Genomic DNA, 13,540 nt, shown 5'->3' with positions numbered 1-13,540 from the left:
CAAATAACGTCCCGTAACCGATGGAGCCAGCCATGACCGACACGAATCGCCGTACCTTCCTGAAGATGCTCTCACTGGGGGCTGCCTCGCTGCCTTTTCTGAAAATTCTGCCCGCGGCGGCTGAATCCCGCGATACGCTGGTAGTGGTATCGGGGCAAACGATCAACAGTCTGGATCTACACCGGGTCGGCACCAACCGGGCGAGTTACCAGGTGGCCATTAACTGTTACGACCGACTGGTCAGCTTCGGTACCAAAACCCTGCCCAGTGGCGAACTCTCATACGATTACGAGACCATCGAGCCAGAACTGGCTGAAAGCTGGAGCCTGTCGGATGACGGGTTGGTCATCACCTTTAAACTGAAGTCCAATGCCACCTTCTGGGATGGCCGCAAGGTAACCGCCGAAGATGTTAAATGGTCATTCGACCGAGCGGTATCAGTGGGAGGCTTCCCGACTACCCAGATGCGCGCCGGAGGCCTGAGCCGGTCGGATCAGTTCGCGGCGGTCGATGAAACTACCTTCACCGTAACTCTGGACTACCCGTCCAAGCTCTCGCTGCCTGATCTCGCCGTGCCGGTGCCTTTTATCATTAATGCCGAAGTTGCCAAAGCCAACGCCACGGCAGATGACCCCTGGGCGATGGAGTATCTGCACCAGAACCCCGCTGGCTCAGGTGCCTTTAAAGTAGCTCGCTGGGACCAGGGGCAGCAACTGGTGTATGAGCGCAACGACGATTGGGTCGGCGGCCCGCTGCCAGCCACGCGCCGAGTGATTGTGCGCGAAGTGCCCAGCCAGTCGACCCGGCGTGCACTGATTGAACGCGGGGATGTGCAGGTCTCGTTCGATATTCCGGATCGGGATGCGGCGGAACTCGCCAATAAGCTGACGGTGCATTCAACCCCCATCGAGAACTGCATTCACTGCGCCTGCCTGAATACGGCCTTTGAACCCTTTCAGGACCCGAACGTGCGCAAGGCCATCGCTTGGGCGATCCCTTACGAGGCCATTTTCAACACCGCCGCCTACGGCCGGGGAGCACCCATGTGGGGCGGACCGGAAACCGTGACCGATACTCAATGGCCACGCCCTTTCCCCTATAACACCAACCTGGATACCGCCCGTGAATTCCTGGCGAAGTCAAACTATGCGGATGGCTTCAGTGTGCCACTTTCTATCAGCCTGGATCTCGCCGCATGGATGGAACCGACTGCGCTGCTGATACAGGAAAGCCTGCAGAAAATCGGCATTACGTGCACCATCGAAAAAATACCGGGTGCGAACTGGCGTACCGTGGCGCTGGTGGAGAAATCACTTGCCTTTCATCTGGAAAACTTTGGAGGCTGGCTGAACACACCGGATTACTATTTCTTCTGGGCCTACCAGAAAGACAAGCTGTTTAATTCATCGAACTATTACAACGAAGAGGTCGAATCCCTCACCGAACGCACCCTGCACATGCCAATGGATCACCCGGAATACGCGGGGCTGATTCAACGTATGTTCGAGATCGTGATTGAAGACATTCCGCGTATTCCGTTGTGGCAACCAGCGTTGAACGTGGCGCTGAACGGCGCGACGGATTATGAGTTCTGGTTCCATCGCCAATTGGATGCGCGGTCAATCACTGGGGTTTAATGTCATGAATGCACAGCTTCGCTCCGTATTCTGGCGTATTTTGCAGACCTTGCCGGTAGTGTTCGGTGTGGTGGTCATCAGCTTCGTGCTGACCCGGGCCTTGCCCGGGGACCCCGCCGTTTACTTCGCTGGTGCCATGGCCGATGCCCAGTCGATTGAGGAAGTGCGCCGCGCACTTGGTCTCGACCAACCCCTGTGGAGGCAATTCTTTCTGTACGTTGGGGATTTATTGCAGGGAGACCTGGGCAATTCTATTTCGACCGGCCAACCGGTACTGACAGATCTGGCCATGCGCCTGCCCGCCTCATTGGAACTCACGCTCACCGCCTTGTTGATCGCCTGCGCCGTAGCCATTCCGCTCGGCGTGTTGGCAGCGGTCCGCCAGGGCTCCTGGGTGGATCATCTGTGTCGGGTGCTAGTAACGGCAGGTGTTTCACTACCCACCTTTTTTACCGGTATTCTGCTGATTTATATTTTTTACTATCTGCTCGGTGTCGCGCCCTCGCCGCTGGGCCGGTTGGATTTTATTTATTTCGAACCGCCCCGGGTCACCGGTTTTTACCTGATCGATAGCCTGATCGACGGTGACACTGAAACCTTTTTCGCGGCACTGAGACAGCTCATTTTACCGGCAACGACGCTGGCGCTGTTTACGCTCGCCCCTATCGCACGAATGACGCGGGCATCGATGCTCACGGCGTTATCGTCTGACTACATTCGCACCGCTCGTGCGGCGGGTTTGTCTGGCGCTATGGTGCTGTTCGGTTATGCCTTTCGCAATGCGTTGCTGCCGGTGGTCACCACGCTTGGCATGGTGTTTTCGTTCGTGCTTGGGGCTAACGTACTGGTCGAAAAAGTCTTCGCCTGGCCAGGAATTGGCTCCTACGCGGTGGAGGCGCTGGTGGTCTCCGACTACGCGGCAATCCAGGGCTTTGTGCTCGCCATGGCCTTGCTGTTTGTGTTTCTGAATCTGGTGATCGATCTAAGTTACACCCTGATCGATCCACGCATAAGGTTTGCTGCAAAATGACGATTGCAACTCCCATATCAGCACCCAACCAGGGCGGGCTGTGGGCACATTTACTTTATGTGCTGCGGGATAACCTGGTCACTCTGTTATCGTTCGGGCTGTTCGCGTTTTTCATCGGCTCGGCCGTGCTCGGCCCTTACCTGGTGCCTTACGACCCACTTGCTACCAACGCCGCCCAGGCGCTTCAACCACCCAGCTTAAGCCACTGGTTCGGCACCGATAACCTCGGCCGAGATGTGTTCAGTCGAGTAATTGTGGCAACGCGATTGGACCTCAGCATTTCCATTGCAGCCGTGGCGCTCTCGTTTGTAATCGGTTCGGTACTTGGCGCCATCGCCGGTTACTGGGGTGGGTGGCTGGATGCCGTGTTGAACCGGGTGTTCGATACCATAATGGCGTTTCCGTTGTTTGTGCTGGCCATGGGCATTGTGGCAGCGCTAGGCAATACCATTGAAAACATCGTGTACGCCACGGCCATTATCAACATTCCATTTTATGCCCGACTGGTGCGCGCGGAAGTGAACATTCGGCGTGAGTCTGGATTTGCACTGGCGGCGCGGTTATCCGGTAATTCGCATTGGCGGGTGCTGGCGTTTCATATTTTCCCCAATGCGCTACCGCCGATGATGGTACAGGTATCGTTAAATCTGGGCTGGGCGATTCTTAACGCCGCAGGGCTCTCGTTCATAGGGCTGGGCGTACGCCCGCCGACGCCAGAGTGGGGCATCATGGTTGCTCAGGGCGCGGACTTTGTGGTCTCCGGCCACTGGTGGGTCGCATTGTTCCCCGGTCTGTGGCTGATGCTTGCAGTATTCACCTTCAACCTGATGGGCGACGGGCTGCGCGACATCGTCGACCCAAGGCGGAGAACCTGATTATGTTATCAATCAAGGATCTGGCCGTTGGCTTTCGCACCAGACGCGGTGAAGTACAGGCGGTGCGGGGCATCAGCTTCGAACTGGCCAAGGGCGAAACCTTAGGTATCGTCGGCGAAAGTGGTTCCGGCAAGTCAGTTACCTCTTATGCGCTGATGCGTATTCTCGATGCTGGTGGCACCATTACCGCAGGTGAAGTGACCTATAGCGGTATTGATTTACGCCGCGCCAGCGAACAGGATTTACAGACCATTCGCGGCCGTGAAATCTCGATGATTTTTCAGAACCCGCGCGCAGCATTGAATCCGATTCGCAAGGTCGGTCACCAGATTGAAGACGTGCTGCGCCAGCACGCTCGGGCCAGCCGCGGCGACGCCCGCAAGAAAGCTATTAAGGCGCTGCGCGATGTTCGTATTCAGGACCCGGAAGCACGTTACCACGCTTACCCGTTCGAACTCTCTGGCGGCATGTGCCAGCGCATCGTCATTGCCCTGGCGCTCGCCTGTGATCCACGCCTGCTGATCGCCGATGAACCCACAACCGGCCTCGACATCACCACCCAGAAAGCCGTGATGGACCTCAGCCTGGAATTGATTCGCGAGCGCGGCATGGCGTCGATTCTGATCACGCACGATCTGGGCCTTGCCGCTCAATATTGCGATCGTCTGGCTGTAATGAAAGACGGCGTAATCGTTGAAACCGGCCCGGCTGAAGCCGTATTCGCCAACCCACAACATGACTACACACGCAGACTGGTAGAAGCGACACCCCGGCCGGATGCCAGTGTGCGCAGCCTGCTGCCGGCAAACCGCCGCCCACCCGAAATCGACTACACCACAAGCGACCAGCCATTACTGGAAGTGCGCGGTCTTCGTAAAACCTATGCAGGCAAAACAGGTCCGGTTCACGCCGTGAAAGGCATTTCGTTCACCGTTAACCAAGGCCAGAGCGTTGGGCTGGTAGGTGAAAGTGGCTGCGGTAAATCGACCACCTCGTCGATGCTGGTGCGGCTGCTCGACCCAACAGAAGGACAAATTCTCTACCAAGGCAAAGACCTGGCGCAGATTCCTGCCGAGCAGTTCGGCAAGCACCCTTTGCGGGGCGACATTCAAATGGTTTTCCAAGACGCGACCGATAGCCTGAACCCAAGGCACAGTGCCCGGGATTGCATCGCCGAACCACTACGTCGGCTGGCAGGTTTGCGCGGCAAGGCCTTACTTGAACGCGTTGAGGAACTAGCCGAATTAACCGGCTTGCCCGCCAATCTGCTCAGCCGCTTCCCGCACCAGCTTTCCGGCGGCCAGAAAGCCCGCGTCGGGATCGCCAGAGCCATCGCGCTGAACCCAAAATTTCTGATTCTGGATGAGCCGACCGCCGCGCTCGATGTGTCCATTCAGGCCGTAATTCTCAACCTGCTTGCCGACCTGCGTGCACGGCTAGGCATGAGCTACCTCTTCGTCAGCCACGACTTGAACGTGGTGCGTTTGCTGTGCGATGAAGTAATTGTGATGCAAGACGGCGCCATCGTTGAAGCTGGACCTGCCAAGCAAGTGATGACGGCACCGGCACACTCCTATACCCGCGCCTTGCTGTCGGCAGCACCCCGACCGCCCGAGCGTGTTTTAACGACCCCAAAACTGCGAGAGGTGCAAAGCGCACTATGAATCACCCGACGACTGTTTCGCCATTAGCAAATTTACCCTTCACACTGACCTCGTTGCGCCAGGCCTATGCCGAGGAGGGCTACCATCCGAGCCAGATCATCACAGAGATGTATCGACGACTGCGGGAGCTGAACGATCCCGGTATTTTTATTCATTTAATGGACGAAGCTGACGCGCTGAAGCTCGCCGAAAGCCTTGGCGAATTCGATCCGAGACAGATTCTCTGGGGCATCCCCTTCGCCGTTAAAGACAACATCGATGTGGCCGGTATGCCAACCACTGCGGCCTGCCCAACCTACGAATATGCACCGGCTGAAGATGCCCATGTCGTCGCCTGCCTGCGCGCCGCCGGAGCCATCCCGGTTGGCAAAACCAACCTGGACCAGTTCGCCACCGGTTTGGTGGGTGTGCGCTCTCCTTTCCCACACCCGCGTAATGCCATCGACCCGGCGCTGGTGCCCGGAGGCTCGTCTTCTGGTTCGGCGGTTTCTGTTGCACAGGGGCTGCTGCCCTTCGCCCTGGGTACCGATACTGCCGGCTCCGGCCGGGTGCCTGCGGCGTTGAACAACCTGGTTGGCCTGAAACCCACCCTGGGCGCGATTTCGAACCGGGGCGTGGTGCCCGCCTGTCGCTCGCTGGATAGCGTCTCGATTTTCGCACTGAACATCAACGATGCGATGACAGTGCTGAGTGTTGCCAACCACTATGATGCGGCCGATGCCTACACCCGGTCATTAACGCTGCCGGCCATAAGCTCACCACTACCCAACCCTGCGATCGGGGTTCCTGATATCGCCAGCCTGCGCTTCTTCGGAGACACGCTGCAAGCTGACGCCTTCGAAGCCACGCTCACGCAGCTGGAAGCCGAAGGCGCACGCCTTGAACGCATCAACTTTACACCTTTTTATCAGGTTGCAGATCTGCTCTACCACGGCGCCTGGATCGCCGAACGCACTCTGGTGATCGATGACCTGCTGACGACAACGCCGGACGCCATACACCCGGTCACCCGCCAGATCATCCAACCAGGCCAGAAGCTAACCGCGATGGACGCATTTAAGGGCCTGTACCAGTTGCAGGCGCTAAAGAAAACCTGTCGGACAATACTGAAACGGTTCGACTACCTGTGCGTACCGAGCATCCCGACTTTCTATACCACTGCCGACCTCGAAGCCGACCCGATCGGCCCCAATAATCGGCTCGGCACCTACACCAACTTTGTTAACCTGCTTGATTTGTGTGCACTCACCGTCCCCTGCCCACCCCGCAGCGATGGCCGCCCCGGCAGCGTCACTTTCATCGGTACTCAAGGCAAAGACAGCCTGCTTGCAACTGAGGGCCAACGCCTCGAAGCCTGGGCCCGAATCAGCCCCGGCAATACCGGCTGGCCTTATCAGAGTGCACCGACCCCGACGGCAACCGCAACAAACGACGAATTGATTCTGGCCGTGTGCGGCGCACACATGTCTGGCCTGCCACTGAACCACGAACTCACCTGTCGCGGTGGGCGTTTTATCGAACGAACCAAAACTGCTCCCCATTACAAATTGTTCGCACTGTCGGGTGGTCCACCCTACCGTCCCGGTTTAGTTCGACAGGAATCAGAAGGTGTAGCCGTAGCACTCGAGCTTTGGGCCCTACCAAAAACGGCCGTGGGGGATTTCATATCAGGCATACCTTCACCGCTAGGTATCGGTACAGTGGTGTTGAGCGATCAACGCACTGTAAAAGGCTTTGTGTGTGAAGCATCAGGGCTTAATGGAGCCGAAGATATTTCGGCACTGGGGTGTTGGAGGGCTTTTTTGCAGTCGGCTTGAGTGATCTTCTTGCTACCCATAGACCACAAATATTCTGCATAATCAGCCAGCTCTCGGGCGTGAGACCAAGAAGCCCCGAGAGCCGCAATGCCATTTCCGGACCGATGCCGCTATCTCTCTTTCACATCCAACTCTTTACACAGCAAAAGATGATCCTCAAACGTGATACTTTCGTAATCAATTACAGATCCCCCTGTGAACCTTTGCCGACATACTGAACCCTGTGGCATTGAAGCAGATCACAGTTCTATATGTCTAAGGCTTACGAGGTACAGAGTATGAAACGTTCATTTATCGTTGCTGGGCTGTTGCTGGCAGTGACAGTTATCGGCGTTAATGTTGGAGCCAGCAATCATTCCGCCCAGACCAGCCAGTATGCACCTGATGATCCTTCTCTTGAGGTGGCCACCTTTGCTGGCGGATGCTTCTGGTGTGCGGAGGCAGGGTTCGAAGTACTTCCTGGCGTGGTAGAAGCGGTGTCCGGTTACACGGGCGGGCCGGAGGTCAATCCGACTTACAAGCAGGTCGCTGGCGGCAGGACAGGACATACCGAAGCGGTTCAGGTGTACTACGACCCTGAAGTGATCACCTACGAGGGACTGCTGCAAGGTCTGTGGCGCATGATGGATCCGACCGATGCCGATGGCCAGTTTGTAGATCGCGGGCGCCAGTATCGTCCGGGGATCTTCTATCACACACCGGAACAGCAGGCGCTGGCAGAAGCGGCAAAACAGGCGTTGATCGCAGAAAATCGTTATCCGAATCCTGTCATTATCGACATTGTACCCTTTGAAATTTTTTACGATGCCGAGGAGTACCATCAGGATTACTACAAGACCAATCCGATCCGTTACAACGTTTACACCCGTAACTCAGGCCGCTATCAGTTTATTGATGCCATCTGGGGTGAGGATAAGGAGATCGATTACGGTCAATTTCGTCCTGCAGCCATGAGCAACAGCAACAGCAATAGTGGTTTTAATCCTGATACATTTACCAAGCCAGATGCCGAAACGCTGAAACAGCGCCTGACACCGATCCAGTACAAAGTCACCCAGGAAGATGGTACCGAGCGGGCTTACAGCAATGTTTACTGGGATGAGAAGCGCGAAGGGATCTATGTTGATATCGTGTCGGGCGAACCGCTGTTTTCGTCGCGCGATAAGTACAAATCTGGAACAGGCTGGCCCAGCTTCACTCAGCCGATCAAACCAGACATCCTGGTTGAAAAAGAGGATCGGAAGCTGTTTTCGGTCCGCACCGAGATACGTAGCCGCTTCGCAGACTCCCATCTTGGCCATGTGTTCAGTGACGGACCGCAGCCAACCGGCCTGCGTTACTGCATGAACTCCGCTGCGATGCGCTTTATTCCTAAAGAGGAGATGGAAGCCGAGGGTTATGGCGAATATCTTGAGCTGGTCGGGCCGCCCATCTCCTGATAGCTTTTCGTTACGCGATGTCCGGATATTTCCTGCTGGACGCCGCGTTTTCCGCCCCTCTCCGCCTTGATGACAAAGCGTGATGTCATCGCTTTCATCAAGGCGCTGTAGTTGACCCCGAAGCGAATCTCATCGCCCACCGACAGGACGTTATTGCCGGGATCAAGGACAAGATGGTCACTGCTTGTTCCAAGTATCGTCATATCGATCGGTGCCGACAGGCCGCCCGGATCAATATCCTGATGTCCAACCGCCAGAATCGTCCGAACAATGCGGCCACGATCGACGAACTGGGCTGCATCTCCAAAGGCAGTTTGAGCGATGTGCCCTCTGGACTGTGACGGCTTCAGCTTCTGTTCGATGACTTCAGCCACGAAGGTGATGGCATCGGTATAGAGGCCATCAATAGGCTGACGGTGGAGTGGTTCACAGCCAAGTAGAATCGACTCCCCCAAGCGAAGATTATTGATCCGACCGGTAACGGATGCCCCGAGTGCCCAGTCGAGGTTGGCGGAGTTGCCGCCAGAAATGATGGCGAGGTGAACACCCAGAGTCGCCTCGAGGGTCTCGGCAAGAGCGGATAGCTCATCCATATTGCCTGAATCCGGCACGACACCGCTTTGGCAGGCCAGATTGGTGCCTATGCCACACAGTCGCACGTGTGGCAGGCGCACCACTTCACGCGCGACGTGCTCCAGGTCGGCAGGCATAATGCCTTCACGAAGATCGCCAAGCTCGACCATAAGCATGATGCCGTGAGTGCATCCTGCAACTCCGGCGGCAGCAGAAAGCGCACGGATGACAGTCATTTCTGTGTTGACACTCATATCACTGTGTCGCACCACTCGCGTCACCTGGCTGAGCATAGGTGAGCGAATCAGCATCATCGGTGCGGTGATGTGCTCGCGATGCATCGCCTCAATATTGTCGATTCGAGAGTCGCCCAGATGGGTGACTCCCGCACGCAGAAACGTATTGGCAATGGCGGTAGAGCCAAGGCTTGCCTTCGTCACCCCCGTGACAGAAATGCCACGAGCCGCCAATCTTCGCACCAGGCTACACGCATTGTGGTAGATCTTGTCGAGATCGATATCCAGTCGTGGCGCAGTCATTGCCGTTCCGACAGCTGCGGTGTCTCCAGTGAGGGAAATGCGGTGAGAACCATTTGAACCAGATGCTCCACAGGCCGGGTCAAAACATCGGTAGCAGGAATACCCAGTTCGCCCTCATAGGATGAAATAGCCGCAGTCACTTCACTGAAGCTCATATGCTCGTGGTTCAGGGTAAGCCCGATCACTCTGGTTTCAGAGAAGGTCTCGATAAGTTTAATCTCGGTATCGGGCGTGGGCATGGCCATCCCGTCAAAATCACAACGATTGACACGACCGGGAGCATGCTGCAAAACCACCGCATCGGGACAGCTTCCGCGCAGGATGAACGATGAAGTGGAAAAGGCTGGATGACTGAGCGCCCCCTGACCCTCGATGACAATGACATCAGGTTGTTCGGCTTCAAAAGCCTCGATAATAGTGGCTTCAAGCTCACCGGCACAGAATTGTGAAGGGACTGCATCGAGTGCAATGCCATAACGGGCACCCTGTATCAACCCTGTCTGGCCGGTACAGATCATCACCGCTTTCAAGCCGATGTCGGTCAACGCAGCGACCAGAGCCGTGGCTGTGGTGCGCTTGCCAATGGCGCAATCGGTGCCCAGAACAGCAATACGCGGGCAGGTCACGTCGGTGATACGACCGCTGAACACTCGCAGCGCCTTGGTGGGGCGTGGCCGGCGCACATCAATCATTTTGACGGCATTGGCGGCGCTGGCGGCGATGAACTCCGGATCATCATTCAGGAACTCATGAAGACCATTGACGATATTCATCCCCAGAGTAATAGCCTCGAGTACAATGCCACGCTCGCTGGCAGACAGCATGCCCGACGAAGGTGCCATTCCATAAATAAAATAGTCCGGTGTCCCGTCCGCCAGCAGCAATGCATCGGCCAAGCTGGCATGAATAGGAATACCGTTAGGCTGACCGTCCAGCACCATGCCGGTATCGAGACCGGCCTTTTGACTGTCGATGACCGACAGGATGTTGTATTTTTGCGAATGCCGGACGAGTCCGTTAGCGGTCTTGCCATCAATGCCGGCAAAGTTGGCCTCACAGTAGACGACGGCTGTCTCTGTACGTATGAGATCACCATCAGGATGGCTCTGAAGGGTTGTAGGCCAGGCATGATCTGGCGTTACCAGGCTCGGCGCCCCCTGTGGCTGGAGCGACGATAAGCTGGAAGAACTGGACATAGTAGAGCCTCTATATTGCTGGCTCAGAGGAAGAAACAATCGCACAAATCTGACTTAGCCAGAAATCAACCAGAGGCCCCTCATAAGCGATGGGGAAGATGTAACCTTAACACACATGGTAAGGAAAGGGTGGACTGACACCCTTTCCTTACAACTGCCGTCACTCAATATCCACGGCTGTGCCAGCGACCACGATACCACCCTGTGCAGGCACCTCAAGCCGCAACAGGCTCAACCGTCCCATCGCCTCACCCTGTCGTATCAGAAACCTGCTTGGCACGTTGATCAACCGGGCACCACGCAGATAACCACCCAACGCTGCCGCGGCTGCGCCCGTTGCGGGATCCTCCACGACACCACCCACCGGGAAAGGATTGCGTGAATGGAACAGGCCATCATGCTCACGATACACCAGTTGCAAGGTGGTCAACCCCTCGCGCAGCATCAGCGACTTCACCTTGTCGAAATCATACTCAAGCCTGTTCAGCCGTTGCAGCGAGTTGGCAGCCAACACCAGATGCCAGGCACCGCCGTAGGCCAGGGCCGGCGGAATAGATGCGTCCAGTTCATCTGCAGACCACTGCAGCAGATCCAGCACTTCGCTGACCAGCTCGGCTGAAGCTGGCTTCTGCGTTGGCTCAACCGAGGTCAATGCCGCCTGCAATTGCCCATCAACCGACTGAACCGTTACCGGTACCCGCCCTACGGCCGTATCCAATTGATAGGTGCCAACACCACTCAACCGACCCAGCACCACAGCGCTGGCAATCGTGGCATGCCCACAAAAGCTGACTTCCGCCAATGGACTGTAATAGCGGATGGTTCTGACTTCGCCACTGGCTGGTGCGACAAAGGCTGTTTCCGAGTACCCTACCTCTGATGCAATACGCTGCATGGTCGCAACATCCGGCAGCGCCTCACCAACCCAGACGCCTGCAGGATTGCCACCGGCTGGATCTGCTGAAAACGCTGCCAAACGATATAACTCATTCATGCTGCTCTACTCCCAAGTTGTTTCAACTGAATATAAGCACCATTCTGACACCAAAATTAATAATGAAAACTGCTTTATAATCATCCATAGACTTACTAAAATTTAGCCATGAAGCATGCCATTTTGCCACCACTGAATACCCTTCGCGCCTTCGAGGCCGCCGCACGGCTGGGCAGTTTTGCCTCAGCCGCCAAGGAGCTCAACCTGACCGCAGCGGCTATCAGCCACCGCATCAAGGAGCTTGAAGGCCGACTCGATATCCCGTTGTTTGTGCGTCAGCCACGCGGTGTATTGCTGACGGAAGCAGGCCGTCGCTACCATGAGCGCCTGTCCGACATTTTCACCCAGATAGAGCAGGCAACCAAATCGCTCAGACAGCAAGGGATCGACGGTCCGCTGACACTATCAGCACCCCATTCATTTATTCACCACTGGCTGATGCCCCGTCTGGAAGGATTACAGGCACGCCATCCCGGTTTGATGCTGACACTGCGTGGAGAAAGTCAGCTACTGAGTTTTCGGGATAACCAGGCGGATATCGGCATCCGTTTCGGCACCGGCCACTATCCAGGGTTGCACGCGGAGCAACTGATGACCGACAGCGTCTCGGTCCTCGCTCCCGGAACACTGCTCAATCACCTCACCGACACCCGCCCGGCCAGCCTGATGCAGACACAGCTGCTGCTGGAAGACAGCAGCATCAACACGAGCGAGCCCTGGAACACCTGGCAGCCGTGGTTTCGCGAAGTGGGCCTGACGCTTGAGCCATCACGGCATAAGATGCAGTTTTCCGACAGCGGACTGGTGTTGAGTGCCTGTGCTGAAGGCCTGGGGCTCTGCCTCTGCCGCCATTCGATCACCAGCCGATTGCTGCAGGAAAGAAAGGTGCAAGCGATCCTGCCCTGGCGCAGCCATGAGTTCGCCTACTATCTGGTATCACATCCGTCGGAGGTGGATAACCCACGTATCGTGGCATTCAGGGAGTGGTTGCAGGAGGAGATCAGGGCTTTTGAACCTCCTTGAATACCTGGATCGACCAGTGATAACGGATCGCCCCCAACCGCAACAGCAACGTAGTGAGCATAGCTGCTGACATCGCAATCATCTGGTGCCATTCATAGAGCAGTACAAACACGATCGCGCCTGCGATGCAGGTAGTGGCATACAGGTCACTTTTCAGCACCATCGGCACATCTCGTGCCATCACATCGCGGATCAGTCCACCGAATACCGCCGTCATGGTGCCCAGAATAATTGCCGTGAATGCACTGACACCCAGCTCCAGTGCCTTGCTGGCACCCAGTACCGTAAAAAAGGCGATTCCGAATGCATCCGCAATCAACAGATAGCGCAACTGGCTGTGAGGTCTGAACCTGAGCAGGATAATGCACGCAATGGCGGATGCCAGAATCACATAAAAATAAGTTGGGTCATGCAGCCAGAAGACCGTCACATCGAGAATCACATCCCTTGTCGTGCCACCACCGACAGCCGTGACCGATGCCAGGACGACAACGCCAAATCCATCCATCTGCTTGCGAAATGCCAGCAGTGTTCCGGAGATGGCAAACACCGCCACCCCCAGCAGATCTGTTATGTACAACCAATCCAACATGATAGATGCTTCTCTGCCAACGATAACATCAGCTTATATGCTTTATCTGCGACATGACAGTGAAAGCAAGAACAGAAAGCAGGTGCCAACTTGATGTGATGACGGTTATGTCTGTTACCGCGCAGAGTAACTAATCTTGTCAGCCAGCGCCCTGCGCAAAG

At 56.2% G+C, this 13,540-nt stretch carries 11 protein-coding genes; 7 read left to right on the top strand and 4 right to left on the bottom strand.

Annotated elements, in window-relative coordinates:
- Positions 1-32 precede the first annotated feature (32 nt).
- The 6 genes from ACK3CJ_RS09685 (at position 33) to msrB (ending at position 8,462) form a co-directional block, all read left to right on the top strand.
- The gene (locus ACK3CJ_RS09685) at positions 33-1,637 is read left to right on the top strand and encodes an ABC transporter substrate-binding protein (protein WP_409526210.1); all 1,605 of its coding nucleotides are present in this window, start codon (positions 33-35) and stop codon (positions 1,635-1,637) included.
- Positions 1,585-2,667 (top strand): ABC transporter permease, encoded by a 1,083-nt coding sequence (locus ACK3CJ_RS09680; RefSeq protein WP_409526209.1) that lies wholly within the window; start codon positions 1,585-1,587, stop codon positions 2,665-2,667. Before ACK3CJ_RS09685 ends, ACK3CJ_RS09680 begins: the two co-directional genes overlap by 53 nt.
- On the top strand, positions 2,664-3,542 hold the full coding sequence (locus ACK3CJ_RS09675) for an ABC transporter permease (RefSeq protein ID WP_409526208.1): 879 nt from the start codon (positions 2,664-2,666) through the stop codon (positions 3,540-3,542). The genes ACK3CJ_RS09680 and ACK3CJ_RS09675 overlap by 4 nt, the downstream gene beginning before the upstream one ends.
- A 2-nt stretch (positions 3,543-3,544) precedes the next feature.
- A complete protein-coding gene (locus ACK3CJ_RS09670; protein WP_409526207.1) occupies positions 3,545-5,206 on the top strand; it encodes a dipeptide ABC transporter ATP-binding protein in 1,662 nt (553 codons plus the stop codon).
- Positions 5,203-7,023, top strand: coding sequence for an allophanate hydrolase (gene atzF / locus ACK3CJ_RS09665; protein ID WP_409526206.1), 1,821 nt, complete (start codon positions 5,203-5,205; stop codon positions 7,021-7,023). The genes ACK3CJ_RS09670 and atzF overlap by 4 nt, the downstream gene beginning before the upstream one ends.
- A 278-nt stretch (positions 7,024-7,301) precedes the next feature.
- The gene (gene msrB, locus ACK3CJ_RS09660; protein ID WP_409526205.1) at positions 7,302-8,462 is read left to right on the top strand and encodes a peptide-methionine (R)-S-oxide reductase MsrB; all 1,161 of its coding nucleotides are present in this window, start codon (positions 7,302-7,304) and stop codon (positions 8,460-8,462) included.
- Here msrB and ACK3CJ_RS09655 read toward each other — a convergent pair.
- The 3 genes from ACK3CJ_RS09655 to ACK3CJ_RS09645 form a co-directional block, all read right to left on the bottom strand.
- Positions 8,420-9,574 carry an alanine/ornithine racemase family PLP-dependent enzyme gene (locus ACK3CJ_RS09655; protein ID WP_409526204.1) on the bottom strand — a complete coding sequence of 385 codons (1,155 nt, stop codon included), beginning with the start codon at positions 9,572-9,574 and terminating at the stop codon, positions 8,420-8,422. The genes msrB and ACK3CJ_RS09655 overlap by 43 nt on opposite strands.
- Complete coding sequence (locus tag ACK3CJ_RS09650) at positions 9,571-10,770, bottom strand: DUF1611 domain-containing protein (RefSeq protein ID WP_409526203.1); 1,200 nt, start codon at positions 10,768-10,770, stop codon at positions 9,571-9,573. The genes ACK3CJ_RS09655 and ACK3CJ_RS09650 overlap by 4 nt, the downstream gene beginning before the upstream one ends.
- Before the next feature lie 160 nt (positions 10,771-10,930).
- Entirely contained in the window at positions 10,931-11,764 is an 834-nt protein-coding gene (locus tag ACK3CJ_RS09645; RefSeq protein WP_409526202.1) for a PhzF family phenazine biosynthesis protein, read from the bottom strand.
- 108 nt (positions 11,765-11,872) lie between these two features.
- Here ACK3CJ_RS09645 and ACK3CJ_RS09640 point away from each other — a divergent pair, with 108 nt between their 5' ends.
- Positions 11,873-12,787, top strand: a complete 915-nt coding sequence (locus ACK3CJ_RS09640) for a LysR substrate-binding domain-containing protein (RefSeq protein ID WP_409526201.1) — start codon at positions 11,873-11,875, stop codon at positions 12,785-12,787.
- Here ACK3CJ_RS09640 and ACK3CJ_RS09635 read toward each other — a convergent pair.
- Entirely contained in the window at positions 12,765-13,379 is a 615-nt protein-coding gene (locus tag ACK3CJ_RS09635; RefSeq protein WP_409526200.1) for a trimeric intracellular cation channel family protein, read from the bottom strand. The two genes, ACK3CJ_RS09640 and ACK3CJ_RS09635, sit on opposite strands and share 23 nt — an antisense overlap.
- Positions 13,380-13,540: the final 161 nt, after the last annotated feature.

Source organism: Nitrincola salilacus (assembly GCF_046271865.1).
Taxonomy (GTDB): domain Bacteria; phylum Pseudomonadota; class Gammaproteobacteria; order Pseudomonadales; family Balneatricaceae; genus Nitrincola; species Nitrincola salilacus.
Note: the sequence above shows the minus strand (reverse complement) of the source record. Positions and strands in the feature narration are given on the sequence as shown.